Below are 17,903 nucleotides of genomic sequence, written 5' to 3' on the forward strand. Positions count from 1 at the left end.
ATGTTGCACGACCTGACCGTCGAACTCGGTGTCCACTCCGAGCGGCTCTTCCACATCTCCACCTACCGCAGCCCGACGCCGCAGATGATCTCCAAGGCGCTGGAGGACCTGACCCGGCTTCAGAAGACGGTGATCATCAATACCGGTGACGGCCCTCTGTCCGGCACCACGTTCACCGCGGACGAGGAAGTCGCCCACCGGCGCTCGACGCTCGCCTACGGCATGGCCGGCGTGCTGATCAGCAAGGCAGTCCTGCGTGCGACCCCGGCCCTGGTCGCCGCCGTCCAGATCAGGGACCGACCCGCCGAGCGGCCCGTCATCTCGCGCGAGCGTCTCACGTCCCACCGGGCGCTGTCGGCCGCGCGGCACATCCTCGACGAGGCAGCCGCCACGGTGGCCGAGATCGCCGCCAACCTGACCGGGCCGGAGCCGAAGGCGCTCCTAGCGATCACCGAGAAGGCCGCGGGCGAGCACGCCCAGGCCACCACCCGCAGCGCGGTCGACGAGTCCGTGCAGGCCCCGCACCTGGTGTACACCGCCCGGCCAGCCGCGAAGGCCGCCACCACTACGCCGTCCCGCTCCACCAGCAGCACCGCCACTGCGCCGCCGGAGGAATCCGCCCTCACCCCGGCAGCCCCCGCACCGGCCCGCTCCCCGGCCCGCGCCGCCCGCTGACCGCGACAGGGGGCGGGCCCAAAGCCGCCCGCCGCGCCAACACACCTGCGAAAGAGAACGATTTGCCCGAGACCACCACTGTTCACACCGACGAGGTGCGCCGCGTCGCCGAGCACGTCGACGCCCTGCGGGCCTTCCTGGCTCTGACCGACAGGGATCCCAGTCCCGCCAACGCGGCCGAGCAGCTGATGGCGGTCCGCCAGGCGCACCGGGACGCGGTGTTGACCGCCTCCGTCCTCAACGGCACAGCTGCGGACAGCCCGTCCGCCACGGAGGAGACGCGGCTCGCCGCCCAGACGCTCAGCCGGGGCGCGACGCTCATCGCCGAGGCCGACACGCATCTGGTCGGGCTCATCGCGCTGACTGAGACCTTCACCAACCCGTACGGCGTCGAGCCGAAGCAGTGGGCCGCCGCCCAGGCGCAGATCCGCCTCGCCGACAAGCCGCTGGCCCTGGCCGCGAAAAACCTGCACAACCGCGCGGCCCACCCGTCCTCGCCCGACGTCAGCGACGGGACGCTACGCTCCAGCGCGCGCTCGGCCGCCGCCCGCCTGCGCTCGGCCCTGGTCGGACGCCCCGCGACGACCGGCCTCTCGCCCGCCGCCGCAGCCGCCGGCCCCCGGGCGTCGGTCGTCGCCACTCCCCCCGCGCACAGCAACTCTTCTGCTGTGACGGGACGTTGACTCTCCTGACCGCACCCGGAGTGCGGATCGGCTCGTTGTGCAGCGGCTACGGAGGGTTGGACCAGGGGGTCCAGGCTGCCTTCGGCGGGTCCGTCGCCTGGCACGCGGAGTCCAATCCCCATGCGGCGGCCATCCTGCGCAACCGCTGGCCGCATGTGCCAAATCTTGGCGATATCACGCAAGTTGACTGGCGTGCTGTCGAGCCCGTGTGCGTGTTGGCAGCGGGGTTCCCCTGTCAGGATGTCAGCGTCGCGGGTGCCCGCAGGGGGCTGATGGAGGGCACCCGCTCGGGCCTGTGGCACACCATCGCCCGTGCCATACAAATCCTCAACCCGTGCTTGGTGGTGATCGAGAACGTTCGTGGAATTCTCTCAGCGCCCGCTGCTGCGGCAGCCGATGGCGATCTGGAGTTCTGCCCGTGGTGTCTGGGAGACACAGGAGCTGAACCTGCTGTGCGGGCACTCGGCGTTGTTCTCTCGGACCTGGCCGGCCTCGGGATGGATGCGCGATGGACGATGCTACGCGCCTCTGACGTCGGCGCGCCACATCGACGAGAGCGGATCTTCCTCACCGCCTGGCCGCGCTCTGCCCACGCCGAAGGCGAGGGACGCCAAGGGGCCGGACTCGGTTCGCGAGGACCTGGGGCATGCCGTCACGCTGCTGAAAACTCCGACGTCGAATTTGGGCAGCATCGGGGGCAGTCAGCACCCGGATCGCAGGCGGGAAGGCGGGCACGGTCCGAATCTCAGCGACGAGGTGGAGCATCTGCTGCCGACGCCGAAGGCGAGCGACGGGACGCACGGCGGCCCGAACTCGCGTGGCAGCAAGGGCGACCTGACGCTGCCGAGCGCGACGGCGCGGCTGCGGCCGGGATCGCGACCCGGCAGCAGGGTGACGGCGACGCCGACCACGGGGTTGGACTGCTCACCCCCGTTGCCGATCTGGACGACGTCGGAGCCCGGGAGCGACTGAGCCGGTGGGGACCGTACGGGCCGGCCATCACCCGCTGGGAGCGGGTCACCCGCCCGGCGCCGGACCCGACCGATGCGCGCGGACGGCTGGCCCCGGCCTTCGTCGAGTGGATCATGGGCGTCGAGAAGGGCCTCGTCTGCGACGTCCCCGGGCTGAGCCGGGCCGCACAGCTCACCGCTCTCGGCAACGGAGTCGTCCCCCAACAGGCAGCCAGGGCACTGGAGTTGCTGTCCCCGCCAGCGGTCCTGTGCGGGGCTCACCGCCATCGCGAAGCGTGAGCGGCGCCGCCTTATACACCCGCAGGTGGCCGTTTTAAAACGGCCGCTTCATCAGCATTCTCGTGTCTATCGCCCCCAACGCCAGGAGCCCGCTTGACCAGCCACGATCCCGACCACACCCCCGCCGAGGAGACAGCGCCGCCTGCCGCGGACCCGGCAGTCGCCGCGCCGCTGTTCACCGCCGAGCCGGTGGCGGGCCTGAGCGAGGACCAGGTCGAGGCACTGTCGGCCCGCCTCAACGCCCTGGCCAGTGCCTACGAACTGCAGGCCGAGCAGCTGGCCAGCATGACCAGTGCCGAAGCGCCGCCGCAGGAGACTGCAGCCGAGGAGGCCGAGCCGGGCAGCGAGCCGATGTACATCGTCGCGTTCGACGACCCCGAGTACTACGCCGAGTTGGAGCTGATGACGCCGTGGGTCGACCAGATCCTGTCGGCCATCTTCGGTGCGGAGGTGACCGCCGGCCGGCCCTGGTGCCTGCGCTGGCCCGAGCATCCGGACGCGGTCGCGCGCATCCACGCCTGCTGGCTGGCCTGGCAGGCCGCGATCGACCCGCAATCGGGCCCGGCCGGCCCCTCCTCCTGGCTGCGCGACCACCTCGAGCCGCTGCTCGGCAAACTCCGCAGCCCTGACGGCCCGTTCGCCGCCTGCTCGAGCCTTGGCCACATCAGCCACCGCGTGCTGGACCACCCCGGCTTCACCGACCCCGACGCGCTTCTCCCGGCCGCCGCCTGAGCCTGCCCGCCCCCAACCGCCCGACGAAGGTGTCCGCCCTGAACGACTACGACTTCCCCAACCTCAAGCCCGCCGACGCCGAATCGGCCGGCATCCAGCTGCGCCTGCAGGCCGCCGAGGAAGTCCTGGGCTTCCTCGACGCCCAGTACGGCGATCCCGACGAGTACCTGCTGTTCGAGGACCGCGTCGGTTACCTGGACTCCGACATGGCCATCCACGCCTTCCACATCCGCTACGACCACGATGCGGGCACCATTCGGCTCAGGACGGCGGCGCAGCCGACCATCGCCCTTGGCATGGCGTGGCTGGTCGAACACGGCGCCAGCGTCTCGTACTTCGTCCAGCACGGTGAGGACCAGAGCACCCCGGCCGACGCGAAGAGCGCCGCCATCGCCCGGCGCATCATCGCCAGCCCCGGCCGCTACGACATCGTCGACCACGGCGTCGAACTCTCCGAGAGCTGGGCGCTGCTGCGCGACAGTGACCCGCGGGCTGCGGACAGGCCGTACCTGCTGCACATCGAGCACATCCGCGACGAGGGCGGGTTCACGCTGCGGGAGGGCTCCTTCGGCAGCCCGCAGGAGGCGCAGGCGTGGCTGGAGGTCCGCGACCGGTCGCTGCCGGCGGCGCTGGCCGCCGACACGGTGGTGCAGGTGTCGGCTGCGGCGAGCGCCGCCCGTAGCCGCTCGACATCGGCTCCGACCGTGCGCGCGACGTCCGGTGTGCTGCCCGAGCCCGTTCGGGTGTCTGCGGTGCCGGCGGCCGGAGGCCCGCACCGGTGAGCGTGACGGCCGCGCGGGCACTGGCCGAGGTGAGCGTCCACCCCGAGGCGCTCACCGATCTGCTGGCGGTGCCCGCGCACGTCCGCGAGCTGGCCATCCGCTACCTCGACCGCCTGGTGCGCTCCGAGGTACGCGGGCCCGTCCTCGAAGACCATGTCGGGCGCGAGCTGTCCGCGGCCCGAAAGATCTACCTGGACGAGCGCAACCTGTACCGCCTGGTCTACACCGAGCGCCGTGCCCAGGCGCACCCGCGCCACCTGCAGGCCATCCACGTGATCGCGGTCGGCGAGCGGCGGGACCTGGCGGTCTACGAGACCGCCGCCCGCCGCCTTCGCCCCACCCCACGGGGGCTTCCGCCCCGCTTCCAGGCCGCGCTCGCCGCCTCCCGGACCACCGGCGACCACCGCCCCGCCACCGCCTCGGCGGCGGCGGCAGTACGAGGAGCCGCGCCGCCACTCGTGATCTCCGCCAGCCCCGCCGCCCGCCTCACCTGAGTCCTCACCAGCACCAGCCCTGGCCTCCCGTCACCGAAAGGCGCACCTCCGTGCCCGCAGCCCCCGCCGTCTCCCCCCGCCCGGTCCGCGACCAGGCGCACCAGGCCGGCCCGATCCAGCGCAGCGTCGAACTGGTCTCCCCCCGCTGGAGCGTGTGGGTCCTGCAGTCTCTGGCCGGCGCCGACGCGATGCGCCACGCCGATCTCCAGGCCGCGCTGCCGATGGTCAACGACACCACCCTTCACCGGCGTCTGCAGCAGATGGACGAGGCCGGCCTCGTTCACCGCAGCCGCCAGGGGCGCACCAGCAGCTACGCGCTCACCGGCGCGGGAAAGGCTCTGGAGCCGGTCCTGGACACCCTCTGGGACTGGGGGCGCCTCCACCAGGGCGCCCACCAGCCCAAGGCCAGGGCCCAGGTCATCGAGGAAGCCCTCGCGCCGCTCAGCTACAGCTTCGCCACCGACATCCTGCTCGAACTGGAGCACGGGGAGGCGTACTGGTCGGACATCCTGCAGGTGCTGCCCGCCGGCTCCGCCGGTCACCGGGTCGCTGCCTTGGAGCAGCAGGGCCTGGTGGCGCGCGACGGCGAGCCGCGCAACCAGCGCTACCACCTCACCTCCGCCGGACGCGCGCTCGAGCCGTTCTTCGACGCCGCCGAGGACTGGGCCCACGCCCACCTGCCCGGCGCACCACGCCCGCCCGCCGCCAGCCCGGCCATGGCCGCCGCCCTCGCCGTGAGCCGACCTGCGGCATCGCCGGCACCCACCGAGCAGCGGGCCGAGGCAAGCAGGGCCCAGGCGGCCCGGCTCCGCTCCGCGACCAGCCGCCTGGTCTTCTCCCACCAGCCCGAGCCCCAGCCCGCCCCGCTCATCATCAGCGCGGCCCCCGCCCGCCAGCGCTGACCACAACCACGTTTCCCAGACGGGGAGTTCGAAAGGAGGAGGACCACGGCATCCCAACCTCGCAGCACCGAGCAGGTCAAGCAGTTCCTGGACCGCTCGAAGGAGTTGGCGGTGGGGCCCGTCCATCTGGCCGGCGAGACCGAGCACGGCGAGCAGCGCGTCATCACGCCGCTGACCGACGACTACGGCTGGAACCGCCAGATGATCGGCGGCGCGGACAGCATCCTCGACAGCCCCTGCCGGCGGGTGCGCCTGGCCCACGTGCCCTCCGGCTCGTTCTACGCGGCGGCGTGGATCATCAACGCCGCGCCGGGTCCGATGCACCAGCCGGTCTGGCAGGGAGCCTTCGACTTCGGCACCCCGCCCGAATTGGTGGCCGCCCTGACCGACCGCCTCGCCGCCGACCTCGCCGACGGCGGCCTGCTGGCACTCCACGGCAACCGCCACCCCCATCAGGCGATCGGCCGGCTGGAGCGCGCCGGCTGGAACCGCTCACGCGACCCCGACGGCACCGGCCGCGTCCTCACTCTGGACGAACTGTGGGACAGCGACCTGCTGTACAGCTCACCCGACGAGCTGCTCTCCGTGCGTCGCCGCTCCCATATCGGCTCGTGGGAAGACGAATTGACCAGAGGGCCGGAGGCGTGGGAGATCACCGCCGGCCCCGCGGCGGGACAGGATTCGGCGGGCCGGCTGTGGCGGGCCACGTTCACCTCCGCCACCCCCACCCACCTCGTTCGCGAACTCACCGCCGCCCTGACCAACCCCATGCCCGTCTTCCGCGACCAAGCCGACCTCAACCACCGGCCGGAAGTCGAACCGTTCCTGGTCACGACCGCCAACTTCACCCGCACCGCAAGCGATCGAGCCAAAGCCGCGCGCGCTACCCGCCTCTCCGGCCCGGTCACCCCGGCCGTCGGCGCCGCGCACCAGCACCCGCCAACTGGCCACCAGCCCAAGCAAACCCGCTGACCGTGCGCCCACCCGCCAGCACGACGACGAAGGACACCGCCGCCTTGAACCCCGACCACCAGACGCTGTCCGAGCCGAGCGACGCCTTCCCGACCGGCGACCCGTGGGCCGACCTGGCCACGGCCGCGACCTTCCCGGCCGAGCTCGCCCAGACGATCAGCGGCGACGCCGAGCACCTCGTCGGCCTGGCCGACGTGCTCGACCAGGCCCTCGACGACGCCGAACCGGCCCGCCAACTGGGCGCGGACCTCCTGACCGCGCTGGTCATGCTGAGCATCACCTGCGCCAACGCCGCCGCCATCGCCGACCTGTCCAGCCCGCCGACCCGCGAGGCGATCAGCGCGCTGCGCAGCCTGGAATCCGCCGCCTGCGGCGTTCTGGCCGCCGCCGGGGTTCTGACCACCGGTCTCGAACAGGCCCCATCCGGCGCTGCGGCCGGCGAGGGCGTCCGGGAGCTGCGGGCCAGGGCCGCGGGGATCGTCCGGCAGGCACACGGACACGTGATGGCCGCCGCCACCGCGCTGGACCCCGCTCTCCCACAGCCCGCGGGCCCGTACTGCCGTCTGTGACCCCGCCACCTCGACCCTTGGAACGCGCCCCTGCTCCCCGCATCCGACACCGCCGCCCCAACCTCCTCTGAAGCTCGGCTCGTTGAGCGGCACGGCTTCCGTTCCGTCCTGGCCACCCGCTACGTGGCCCCGCTGCTGCTGGGCACGCTGGTGGGCCGGCTGCCCACCGCGATGGCGCCGATCGCGCTGCTGCTCGCGGTGCGCGCCGCCGGCGGCGGCATCGCGCTGGGCGGCACCATGGCCGCCCTGTACGGGCTGGCGGCAGCACTCGGCCAGCCGCTGCTGGGCCGCCTGGTCGACCGCACCGTCCTGGCCCCGGTCGCCGCCACCGGGGCGGCGGTCAGCGGCGCGGCATTCATCGCGCTCGCTGTCACCGACCCGGCCCGCCACCCGGTGTGGGCGGGCGCCCTCGCGGCGCTCGCCGGTCTGTTCACCCCGCCGCTGGAGGCTGGGCTGCGTGCCAGGTGGGCCCACCTCGTCCCGGACCCCGTCCGGCAGCGGGCCGCGTACACGCTGGACTCCACCAGCCAGGAGATCGTGTTCGTGGCCGGCCCCCTCGCCGCGACCGCCCTCGCCCAGCTGCTCTCGTCGAGGGCCGTGCTCGTGGCGTGCGCGATAGTCGGCCTGTACGGCGCGCTGACGGTCGCCTTCTGCCCGCCGTCCTACCGGTGGCGGCCCGAGCGCCATCCGGCGCACTGGCTCGGGCCACTGCGCTCGCGCGGCCTGCTGCTGGTCCTGGCCGCGATGGCGTTCCTCGGCACCACCTTCGGCTCCTTCACGATGCTGGCCCTGGACCTGGCCACACGTCAGCACAACGGCTGGCTGACCGGCCTGCTGCCCGGCGCGTTCTCGGCCGGCAGCCTCGCCGGCGGCGTCCTCTACGCCCGCCGGACCTGGCCCGGCTCTACCGCCCACCACCTGGTGCTCGCCTCGGCCGGCTTCGCCGCGGGCTTCCTGCCGCTGCTCGCCCCTCTTCCGTCGGCAGCCGCCGTCGCGCTGGCCGTGCTGCCAGGTCTGTTCCTGGCGCCGATGCTCACCACCGTGTTCGTCCTGCTGGACCGGCTGGCACCGCTCGGCACCGCGACCGAGGCCGCCGCGTGGATGATCGCCGTGATCGGCATCGGCCAAGCCGCGGGAACCTCCCTGGCCGGACACCTCTGCGCCGACGGGCCGCTCGCCGCCGCCGCGGTGCCCGCTCTCGCCGCTGCCAGCACCGCCTGCATCCTCGCGGCCGGACGCCGCCTGCTCACCACTTCTTCCTGACCCCAACTCTGCGACAAGGGAACCTGCTTGACCCATTCGACCGGCACCACCATCGCCCCGATCCGCATTGTCTGGGACTGGAACGGCACCTTGAGGGACGACCTCGACGACCACGTCGCCGCGCTCAACGCCACGCTCCCCGCCCTCGGCGCCGCCCCCGTGTCCCGCGAGACCTACCAGGCCGAGCACCGGGTGCCCATCCCGCGCTTCTACGAGGCGCTGCTCGGCCGGCCGATCACCGAGGACGAGTGGAAGGCCAGCGACGCCGCGTTCCTCGACGTCCTCGCTCGGCGGCCGGTCCGCCTGCGCAGCGGTGCGCGGCAGCTGATGCTGCGTCTTCGGGCCCGCGGGCTGGGGCAGAGCCTGCTGTCGCTGGCCCCGCACGAGGTGCTCGTCAAGGAGGTCGCGCAGGTCGGGATCGGCGGGCTGCTGGAGCGCGTCGACGGGCGCACCAGTTCCTCCGGCGGTACCAAGGGCATGGCGCTGGCGGCCCATCTGGAGGCGCTCGGGCCGCACGTCGACCCGTCCCGGGTGCTGGTGATCGGAGATTCCCTCGACGATGCCGCCGCCGCGCGCGCCGTCGGCGCATTCCCGGTGCTGTATTCCGGCGGCCTGCACTCGGCCGAGCGGCTCACTGTCGCCGGCGTGCCGCTCGTGGACACGCTCGAGGACGCCGTCGCCACCGGCATCGCCGCCCTCGCCCACCAGCAGCTCACTGCCGCCTGATCCAGGCCGCCGCTCCACCGCGCCAATCCCGACACGACTTCAGGAGTTCCCATCGGTACCTGGGGAATCGGCCCCTTCGACAGCGACCACGCCGGCGAGTTCGCCACCGAGGTCGACACCGCCCCCGCGCAAGACCGCGCCGCGGTGATCCGCGGCCGGCTCGCCCGCGTAACCTCCGGGCCGCCGCTGGTCGACTCGTGCGAGGGCGACGAGGCCGTCGCCGCCGCTGCCCTGGTCGCCGCGCAGTGCCCGGGCGGCACCCCGGTCACCTCGGGACACCGCCCGAGGAAGCCGATCCCGGCTCTGCCGCCCGAGCTGCGCCCGCTCGCCGCCAAGGCCCTCGACCGTGTCCTCGCCGACGCGCAGGGCCGCGTCGACTCTTGGACCGATGCCGTGGACCTGGGCGAGCGCTGGCTGAGCTCGGTCGTACGGCTGCGCATGGTCCTCGACCCGGAGAGCAGGCCGGTAGTGGCGTACACGCCGCGGCCGGTCAAGCTCAAGGCCACCGACGTCGGCACCCGGATGGTCCACCAGACGCTGGGAGTCGACCACATCCGCTCCCTTCCGGGTACCGACGACGGCGGCCCGCTCGGCGAGCTCCTCGAGCAACTCGCCCGCACCGCCGTCCGTATGGACCACGTTCAGGACAACCTCGTCAGCCTCGCCAGGATGATCCAGCGGGACATGCAGGCGGTCATCGACGGCCGGGACGTCGACCAGCCGCAGACCCGCGGCGTCGTCGGCTCCGCCGCGCTCTCCCTCGACCTGCTGGTGGCCCGCCGCGCCGAACTCCACGAACGCCTCACCGGGCTCACCGAGACCTACCGCTCCCTCTCCACCTGGACTGCCGCAGCCCAGCCAGCGGCGCCGGCCCCAGCCGAGAAGGCGAGCGCGAACAAGGCACCGGACAATCCGGTCACGCTCACCTCGACCCAGGAGAAGGCGCTGGCGGCCATCGCCACGGGCAACGTACTGCTGCACGAGGGCGGTCGCCTCGGCGCCTGGATCGTCCACGCCCCGCGCGGCGTGCGGATCACCAACGCCACCCTGAACGCCCTGTTCAGCAAGGAGCTGGCGAACCGCGACACGTCGACCAGCCTGTACGTCGGACAGAAGATCTACCTCACGCCGGACGGCCACGAGCGGCATGCGGCGCTGTCCGCATCGACCCGCGCCAGTGCCGCCCGCACCCGCTCAACCCAGGCCCCGAGCGGCCCCGGGACGCAGGAGGAGCTGGCCGTCGTCTCCGCCACGCCCGTCCTGTCCCAGGCCGTCGAGCGGAGTGCCCGTTGACCGCGACCGACACACCTGGCAGCTCATCACCGACCCCGACTGTGGCCGGGCCGCCGGCGCTCGCGGGGCGCCGCATGGTCCAGGACAAGCTCGGGATCGACACCCGGGATCTTCGGCGCCTGCACCCCGGACTCGACGGCCCCGGCGCGCTGGCCGACCACATGGAACGTCAGGCACGGGATCTCGACCAACTCGACCACCAGCTGCGCAGGCTGGCGTCGGACGCCCTGGACCGCCTTCGCGCGATCACTCGGGGCGACCATTCACCGATCCAGTCCCACGGTGTTCTGCGAATCCTCGGCTCGGACATTGAGACCACTGGCGCACGGTTCGACCAGGCCCGGGATGGGCTGGAAACAACGATCGCCTTCTACCGGCAGGCCACGGCCGAACAGCTGGCACCAGCACCTCTCGGCCGCCCAACCGCAATCGTCCAGGGCCGCAGTACTGCCGCTCTGACCCGCAGCACGCCCGCTGACCTGCCCACCGCGACGGCACTCGGCGCCGAGGGCACCCAACTCCGGTCGCCTCAGCCGCAGCAGGCCGGCCCTCCGGGCAACCGCCAGCACTGACCGATCCGACGTATCACCCAACCGCAAGGAGCGCTCCCTCTGCCCACCTATCCGGCCCGGCACATCCAGCAGGCCCTGCACATCCTCGCCCCGCCCAACACGGTCCGCGTCATCCTGGCCGTCCGCGACCGGGAGGTCAACGGCCGAAGCAGTCCCGCCGTGGACCCCAGCCGCAGTCCCGACTACTCCACCGGTCTGGGCCCCGACGAGACCGCCGACCACGTCCGGCGCCTGCAGCACCACGGCCTGCTGACGGCCACCAGCGCCACGGGCAGCGGCGACGTGCTGGACCAGCAGGCCACCACCCAAAGCGCCCGCGAGCTGTGGCAGGTTTGGACGAGCGCCTACGTGTGGGCTCACAGGTACCGCGCTCCCGTGGAGCCCGGCCCGCTCGCAGTCCCGATCGAGGACACCCTGCGGCTGATCGACCATCCGCTGACCAGCGCGCTGCTGCCCCAGCTGCGGCAGGCCCCGGCCACCGAGGAGGATCTCGTGAAGCCTCTGACCACCGCCGGCCTGGCCGAGTTGGACGGCCACCTCGACCTGCTGCACGAGGCGTCGGTCATCAGCAGGCCCTCGCGGCGTTTCGCCGGGCGGCAGGCCCTCGTCCGGATCACCGATGCCGGAATGGGATTGGCGGACCTGCAGGTGCTCCTCGAGGACTGGTGGCACCAGCACGCGATCTCCACGGCCCCCGACATGGCTTCAGTTCTGGACGCTCTGGTCAGCGCGACCAGGGCAGACAGCGCCCTTATCCGCACCGTCGGCGTCTTGGCTGCGCACCCGCCCACCGGTGAACCGGCGCCCGCCATCATCTCGTCCGGCCGCGGTCAGCCACCGGCGCAGCGCCGCTGACCCGACGTACCACTCCGGCCCAGGACTTCGCATAGACCTCGACGAACTCGACCTCCGCCTCGACGACCTCACCGCCGCTTCCCAGGCGGATGCCGACACCGAGAGCAAACTCACCCTCAGTGCGACGGAACTGCACGTGCTGGCTGAGCAGCACACCGCACATCCGCACAGCGCCGATCTGACCGACAGCTACCTGGTTGCCTTCGACAGCGCCGCGATCTACGGCATGTTCCCCGGAGCGCGGCAGATCGCCGCCATTCACATCGCCCGGGACCTGGCCGTCGGCACCTACCGGGCCGATGTTGCCTACCTGCCGTTCGAGTCCCTGGCCCAGCACTGGCTCATCCAGCGCGGAGCCGCGCCGGACCGGTTCCGCGCCAACGAGGACATGGTCCAGACTCCGGCGGACGCCACGACCCGCGCGATCGAGCAGCGGCTGCGCGACTTCGGGCACCGTTACCGGATCGTCGACGACTACACCTATGAGAGCTCCCCGTTCACGACGTGGATCATGGCCGAGGACGCCCACCCCGACGACCCGGCCTTGCCGTTCCGGATCTTCGTCCAGGAGCTCGTCGAAGGCACCGACAGCTACACGCTGCGCGAAGGCGTCTTCCCCAGCCAAGACGCCGCCCGCGACTGGCTGGACGACCCGAGCGCGCCCCTTCCCGTCGCGCCGGCGACGCCCTCCGCCCGCTCCATCGCTGCCCGCACGCGCACCGGCCCGGTCCTGCAGGGCACACCGCGCCCAGCACCGCTCACCCCACCCGCCGCGACCCGCGACCCCCGCCCACCGCGCCGCTGAACGCCCGCCCCGCACCCGCACCCGCACCCGCACCCGCACCCGCACCCGCACCCGGAAGGACCATCAGCCATCACCCACCGCAGCGACGCCGACCAGCAGACCCCGCCCGCCACCCTCAAGCGCCGCCCCCGGACCCGGGAGAGGCGAAGCATCCGGCGCAGCGCCGGCTTCACGCCCGCCGCGTTCGAGGTCATCTGCGCCCGCGCGGCCCAAGAGGGCCTGGCACCGTCGGGGTTCATCGCGGACGCCGCGCTGGCCACAGCGCTGTCCGCCGAGCCGCTCCGCCGGCCGGAAGCCGACCCTCGCCGCCCGCTCGTCGAGGCCCTGGAAACGGTGGCGTCCGAACTCCGCTGCGCCGCCCAGGCCGTGGAGGCGTCTAGCGGTGAGGGTGACACCGTCGGCGTGCTCGCCTCGGTTGCTCGGCACACCTACGACGTGCTCGACACCGTGATGGAGGCCGCGTGATCCCGGACGTCTCCACCGGCAACAGCGTCCGCCCGCTGCTCGCGTACCTGTACGGCCCCGGCCAACGCGAGGAGCACGAGGACCCGCATCTGGTGGCGGCCTGGGACATGAACGGGGCCCCCGACCCCGGCCGCGACCGGGCCGCCACGCTCACCCGCCTCGCCGCGCGCCTGGACCAGCACGCCGTGCTGCGCGCCGCCGAACTCGGGGCGATGCCGCCCAGCCGGGTCTGGCACTGCGCGGTCCGCACCGCGCCCGAGGACCCGTACCTGGACGACGATCAGTGGGCCGAGGTCGCCCGGCGCGTCGTGCGGGCGACCGGGGTGGCGCCAGACGGTGAGCCGACGTGCCGGTGGATCGCCGTACGGCACTCACCGCACCACATCCACCTCGCGGCAGTCACCGTCCGCCCAGACGGGCAGCGCCCCCGCCTCTACCGGGACGGAACCCGCGCCCAGGCCGAGTGCCGGGCCATCGAGACGGAGTGGGGGCTGCGCCAGATCGGCAACGGCGAACGGACCACCACCAGCTACCCGACCACCGCCGAAGTCGTGAAGGCCGAGCAGCAGGGCTGGTCCGAACCCTCCCGCATCTGGCTCCAACAGCAGATGCGCCGAGCCCTGGCCCACGCCGGCGCCCCGGAGGACTACTTCACCTCCCTGGTAGCCCAAGGCGTCCTCGTCCGCTTCCGCACCGGCGACGGCGGTGAAAGGGCCGGTTACAGCCTGGCCCGCCCCGGCGACGAGGGAGCAGGCGGCAATCCGGTGTTCTTCTCCGCCGGCCGCCTCGACAAGGCACTCACCCTGCCCAGGCTCCGCCACGTCCTGACGCAGTAGCAGACCTGCCAAGACACGAACGACCACGCCCGGCGCAGCCGCCGTCCCCACCGCTTACAGCGCCACCGCGGCCAACTCGGCTGCCGTCCAAAGAACATGGAGTACTCCATCAACCAGCACCAGGCCGTCCCGCCGCAGCTCTCCCCCGAGTCGTACACCCGTGCCCTGGCCGCCTACCTCCCGGGCCCCTGGCACAGCCGCATCGTGGACATCAGCGACGATGAGGAACGCTTCCACCTCTCCCGGCGGATCGTGGACTTCGGCGAGGCCCGGCAGTCCTTCGAGCAGCTCGACTACGACAGGGCATGCCTGCTCACCAGCCCCGCCCGCGAACTGCTGGTCATCCCCCGCCCGGCGCCCCACGAAGGCCAGTACCTGATCGCGCCCATGCGCGTTCTCAACCTGCCCTTCACCCGCGACATCGTGCTTCCCTCCGCCGTCGTCGGCAGGAACGTGGCCCAGGCCGCAGCGGTCGTGGCCGACGAACTCCTGCCGCGCTACGAGCGTGCACTGCGCTCGCTGGCCGACTACGTCGTGGGCAGCTTCGACTGCACCAACGCCCAGATGGCCGCCGCCTCAGCCAACGACGACGAGGACCATGAACCGCTCGACGGCTGCCGCTGGCTCACCTACCCCCAGGACACCGCGCTGCTGCGCACCGCCGCAGCGCAGGTCCTCGCCGTCATCGGACTGCGGCTCAGCAGTACCTCCCCGCTCTCCCACGCCCTGACCGGGGTCAGCGAGTTCGTACGCGATGCCATGCAACTGGAGTGGGACCTGGTGCCGTTGATCGAGGGCGAAGCTGTCACCCGGCTGCTCCAGGTCGCCGGCACCCAGCTCGACGGCCTGTTCGACCCCACCCTGCCCTCGCGGATCGCCGAGTTCGACGCCAAGCCCGTAGAGGAGCAGAGCGCCCTGGTCCTGGCCGCCACCGCCGCCCAGGTCGGCCATCTCGCGGCGCCGCCGATCCCGACCTGCTGACGCCGGGCGGCCCGACCCGAAGGGCCGACTTCGACCTGTCTCGCCCTGGAGGGCTACGCCCCGGCGACGTGGACGCTCGCCTCCAGCCTCCGCCACGCCGGCTGGCACGCCACGTTCACCAGCCGGACCCCGCTGCACCTCGTCACCGCCGCAGCGGAGGCGATGAGCCTTCCAACAGCCGTGCCGCGCGCCGAGCGCTCCCTTTCTCCGGACGTCAAGGCCCACCTCGACATCGCCGTCTTCCACAGGCAGACGAGTCGGACCGAAGCGGCCAGGGCTGGCACCGGCCTTCGCCCGCTACCGGCCCTGCCTGCCGGAGCGCCCGCCCCCACCACGGCCACGGACACTCCGATCCACCGCCGCTGACCCAACGCCAGCCTCTCCATTCATTGAGGAGAGTCCCTGCCAACTGTTTCCGAAAGCCACCGACAATGAGCACCGCACCGAGCGACCGCACACCCACCTCCGCCAGGCCGAGCACTCTCCCGACTGCCGGAACTCGCACCGGCCTGCTGGAGTTCACCAGTGCGCTGGCCGGCCAGCTCCCCGGCGAGTGGACCCACTCTCGTTTCGACCTGACCGACCGCACAGCGAAGACCTACGTGGACGAGCAGCTGTGGGATCTGGGCCTGGCCCACGGATCGCTGATGCACGGTGCCCATGAACGCGCAGGCCGACTGCAAGGCCCGGGCGACCGCGACCTCGTCGTCCTGGCCCGACCCGGCCCGCACCGCAACGCGTTCCTCGTCGCCGCCCTGCTACCGCCCATGCTCGGCGTCAACTGGGACCACGAGGACCTCGCCCCGCACGGCATCGCCGTACCCGCAGACGCCGCACGCGCCGCCGCCCGGCTGACCACCAGGCTGCTGCCCCGGCTCGATGTCGCCCTAGGCGACGCCGTCGCCCGCGAGATCGCCGCGTACACACCCAGCATGAGCGAACTCGCAGGCGACCGCACCACCGCCAGACCGCCCGAACCGGCCGTCGACCTTCCCGACATCCCCTCGGCGCCGCCCACGGTGACAAGCCCTCTCTCCAGCGTCGTGCTGCGCGACGCCGCCCGTGAACTCCTCGACCTGATCTGGGAATCGGGCTTCGAGGACGACGTGGATCGGCTCTCGGAGGCGGTGATCGGCGGAGGAGACTTCATCTGCCAGACGAGACGCCTTCCCGAGAGCGCCGCACCGCTGATCGAAGCCGAGGCCATCGGCCTCACGCTGAACGCCGCCGGCCTGCACCCCCGCGGCCCATCCGATCCCCGCTGGCCGGCCATGGTCGCCACCCTCGACGCCGAGCCCCTCGAAGAGCAGCGTGCCCTGGTCCGCCTGGCCGCCCGGCCTCAGCTCAGCACCGGATCTGGCCGCGTGCACGCCGCCGCAACCCGGACCATTCCGCCGGCGCCGCGCGCCCCCGCCAACCCTGCCGACCGGCCACCACCTGTGCCGCTGCCCAACCGCACCTCTCTGCCCGGCCGTTGACCCGGCCGGGCACCTTGAACCGTTTGTGAGACACCGTGCCCTCCACTACCGCCACCGCCGACGCCGAGCAGCTGCTGGCCGTGATGCCGGTCCACCTCGCCGGCCCCGGCAGCGAAGACGTCCCCTTTCATCTCGGCGCCTACTTCGAGTGGTTCCGCCCCGTGACCGCCGATCCCGACGTCGTCATGATCAGCCCCTGCAAACGGGCCACCCTGTCCCGCTCGCCCCAATCCCCTGCCGGGCTGGGGCGGTTGACCCTGACCGTGCGGGACGACCTGCTCGGCACGTCGTGGTCGGCCACTTTCGACGAGCAGGCCCCGTCCGAGATCACCGCGTCCGTGCTGTACGCGTTCGCCTACGGCCTGGACCAGTGGCCGGGCCTGGTCCTGCACGGCGCCAAAGGACAGCAGGCCGCCTTCGACGTGCTGCGTCAGGCCGGCTGGCCGACCCAGAGTCGAGACGGCCACTTCGCGGCCATGTCACCGGACCGGCTCGCGTCCTTGTCCCGGCCGCTTGATGCCTGGGAAAAGGAGACGGTGCTCAGCGGCAGCGCCGGCCACGGGACCTGGTCGATCACCTTCAGCGCCCAGGCCCCGGCCATCCTCGCCGAGCGGGCCGCCGTCGCGATCACGCGGCGCGCGCCGGTCCTGCGGGGCCGAGGCGAACTGCCCGCCGCCCACCTGCCGCACCTGACCACCTCGGTCGCAGCCGAGCCGCCCGGCCGGGGCACGGTTGCTCCCCGCTACCTCGCCGGCCCCGGCGCCGGGGAACCGCCGCGTCTGATCACCGACCAGCGCTGGCCGAACGAGCCAAGCCGCGACGGCGAAGCGATGACCAGCCCGTGCGGGCGCCTGCGCGTCGAGTACGGCCGCTTCCCGGAGTCGTGGTTGGTAGAGGCATGGCCCTCTCCCCGCCGCGGCCCGATGGACTTCCGGGGGTGGCGGGCTGCTTTCTCCCCGTCAACGCCGAGGGAGATCGTCGAGGAGTTCCTCGACGTCGTAGCCGACTCCCTTGCGGCCGACGCGGACCTGGGGACGGACGCGACCGTGGTCGCCGGGCCGGGCATGTCGCTGGGCGAGACCCTCGAACCGCTCACCGCGGCGGGCTGGCACATGCGCCTGGACAGCGGGATGCTCACGCTCCTCTCCCCGGACGGCCACGCCAGCGCCCACATCGACCAAGGCCACATCGACCCGGCCCTCGGCCTGAACGAGATCCTCGAACTGGAGCGGCACTTCGGGATGTCTATCGACATGACCGGCGCTCCCGAGCACAGCTGGCGGGCGGTCCTGACCGGTGGCACCCCGCTGCACCTGGTGCGCGCGGCGACCGCCGCCGTGGCCAACCCCGCCCCCGTGCAGCGCAACACCCTCGATCTGCCCCAGCAGACCCGTACAGCCATGGCGGTCACCCCTCCCTCTCCCCGGCCGCCGGCACGACCCGCCGCACTCGCCGCCCGGGTGCGCACCATCCCCGCCCAGAGCACCAGTCCTGTCGCCACGGCCCCCGCCACCGCGCTGCCGCCGAACCGCCCAAGCCGAGGCCGCTGACACCCCCAGAACGGAGAACC

20 protein-coding genes are annotated in these 17,903 nt (G+C 72.7%); all 20 read left to right on the forward strand.

Features of this window, described 5'->3' with window-relative positions; all coding sequences use genetic code 11:
- The 20 genes from ABH937_RS33235 (at window position 1) to ABH937_RS33330 (ending at window position 17,883) form a co-directional block, all read left to right on the forward strand.
- Window positions 1–675: a hypothetical protein gene (locus ABH937_RS33235; protein WP_370220377.1), complete on the forward strand. Its 675-nt coding sequence runs from the start codon at window positions 1–3 to the stop codon at window positions 673–675.
- Window positions 676–737: 62 nt separating this feature from the next.
- Complete coding sequence (locus ABH937_RS33240; protein ID WP_370220378.1) at window positions 738–1,358, forward strand: hypothetical protein; 621 nt, start codon at window positions 738–740, stop codon at window positions 1,356–1,358.
- Between the two features lie 20 nt (window positions 1,359–1,378).
- The gene (locus ABH937_RS33245) at window positions 1,379–2,608 is read left to right on the forward strand and encodes a DNA cytosine methyltransferase (RefSeq protein WP_370220410.1); all 1,230 of its coding nucleotides are present in this window, start codon (window positions 1,379–1,381) and stop codon (window positions 2,606–2,608) included.
- Window positions 2,609–2,701: 93 nt separating this feature from the next.
- Complete coding sequence (locus ABH937_RS33250) at window positions 2,702–3,340, forward strand: DUF4913 domain-containing protein (protein WP_370220379.1); 639 nt, start codon at window positions 2,702–2,704, stop codon at window positions 3,338–3,340.
- Between the two features lie 29 nt (window positions 3,341–3,369).
- Complete coding sequence (locus ABH937_RS33255) at window positions 3,370–4,122, forward strand: hypothetical protein (RefSeq protein WP_370220380.1); 753 nt, start codon at window positions 3,370–3,372, stop codon at window positions 4,120–4,122.
- Window positions 4,119–4,616: a hypothetical protein gene (locus tag ABH937_RS33260; protein ID WP_370220381.1), complete on the forward strand. Its 498-nt coding sequence runs from the start codon at window positions 4,119–4,121 to the stop codon at window positions 4,614–4,616. The genes ABH937_RS33255 and ABH937_RS33260 overlap by 4 nt, the downstream gene beginning before the upstream one ends.
- Window positions 4,617–4,666: 50 nt before the next feature.
- Window positions 4,667–5,518 carry a winged helix-turn-helix transcriptional regulator gene (locus tag ABH937_RS33265; RefSeq protein ID WP_370220382.1) on the forward strand — a complete coding sequence of 284 codons (852 nt, stop codon included), beginning with the start codon at window positions 4,667–4,669 and terminating at the stop codon, window positions 5,516–5,518.
- 111 nt (window positions 5,519–5,629) lie between these two features.
- Window positions 5,630–6,490 (forward strand): DUF317 domain-containing protein, encoded by an 861-nt coding sequence (locus ABH937_RS33270; protein WP_370220383.1) that lies wholly within the window; start codon window positions 5,630–5,632, stop codon window positions 6,488–6,490.
- 44 nt (window positions 6,491–6,534) lie between these two features.
- On the forward strand, window positions 6,535–7,059 hold the full coding sequence (locus tag ABH937_RS33275) for a hypothetical protein (RefSeq protein WP_370220384.1): 525 nt from the start codon (window positions 6,535–6,537) through the stop codon (window positions 7,057–7,059).
- A gap of 123 nt (window positions 7,060–7,182) precedes the next feature.
- Window positions 7,183–8,322 carry an MFS transporter gene (locus tag ABH937_RS33280; protein ID WP_370220385.1) on the forward strand — a complete coding sequence of 380 codons (1,140 nt, stop codon included), beginning with the start codon at window positions 7,183–7,185 and terminating at the stop codon, window positions 8,320–8,322.
- Window positions 8,323–8,349: 27 nt separating this feature from the next.
- Window positions 8,350–9,048: an HAD family hydrolase gene (locus ABH937_RS33285; protein ID WP_370220386.1), complete on the forward strand. Its 699-nt coding sequence runs from the start codon at window positions 8,350–8,352 to the stop codon at window positions 9,046–9,048.
- A gap of 66 nt (window positions 9,049–9,114) precedes the next feature.
- A complete protein-coding gene (locus ABH937_RS33290) occupies window positions 9,115–10,341 on the forward strand; it encodes a DUF4259 domain-containing protein (RefSeq protein ID WP_370220411.1) in 1,227 nt (408 codons plus the stop codon).
- 41 nt (window positions 10,342–10,382) lie between these two features.
- Window positions 10,383–10,913, forward strand: coding sequence for a hypothetical protein (locus tag ABH937_RS33295; protein ID WP_370220387.1), 531 nt, complete (start codon window positions 10,383–10,385; stop codon window positions 10,911–10,913).
- Window positions 10,914–11,072: 159 nt separating this feature from the next.
- Complete coding sequence (locus ABH937_RS33300) at window positions 11,073–11,768, forward strand: hypothetical protein (protein ID WP_370220388.1); 696 nt, start codon at window positions 11,073–11,075, stop codon at window positions 11,766–11,768.
- Window positions 11,707–12,573 carry a glycosyl hydrolase gene (locus ABH937_RS33305; protein WP_370220389.1) on the forward strand — a complete coding sequence of 289 codons (867 nt, stop codon included), beginning with the start codon at window positions 11,707–11,709 and terminating at the stop codon, window positions 12,571–12,573. Before ABH937_RS33300 ends, ABH937_RS33305 begins: the two co-directional genes overlap by 62 nt.
- 461 nt (window positions 12,574–13,034) lie before the next feature.
- Window positions 13,035–13,874, forward strand: coding sequence for a hypothetical protein (locus ABH937_RS33310; protein WP_370220390.1), 840 nt, complete (start codon window positions 13,035–13,037; stop codon window positions 13,872–13,874).
- Between the two features lie 96 nt (window positions 13,875–13,970).
- The gene (locus ABH937_RS33315; RefSeq protein WP_370220391.1) at window positions 13,971–14,855 is read left to right on the forward strand and encodes a hypothetical protein; all 885 of its coding nucleotides are present in this window, start codon (window positions 13,971–13,973) and stop codon (window positions 14,853–14,855) included.
- A 45-nt stretch (window positions 14,856–14,900) separates the two neighbouring features.
- Entirely contained in the window at window positions 14,901–15,221 is a 321-nt protein-coding gene (locus ABH937_RS33320) for a DUF317 domain-containing protein (protein WP_370220412.1), read from the forward strand.
- 65 nt (window positions 15,222–15,286) lie between these two features.
- Window positions 15,287–16,333: a hypothetical protein gene (locus ABH937_RS33325; RefSeq protein WP_370220392.1), complete on the forward strand. Its 1,047-nt coding sequence runs from the start codon at window positions 15,287–15,289 to the stop codon at window positions 16,331–16,333.
- A gap of 35 nt (window positions 16,334–16,368) precedes the next feature.
- Entirely contained in the window at window positions 16,369–17,883 is a 1,515-nt protein-coding gene (locus ABH937_RS33330; RefSeq protein WP_370220393.1) for a DUF317 domain-containing protein, read from the forward strand.
- The last annotated feature ends 20 nt before the right edge of the window (window positions 17,884–17,903 follow it).

The organism is Kitasatospora sp. GAS1066B (assembly GCF_041262605.1).
GTDB lineage: Bacteria > Actinomycetota > Actinomycetes > Streptomycetales > Streptomycetaceae > Kitasatospora.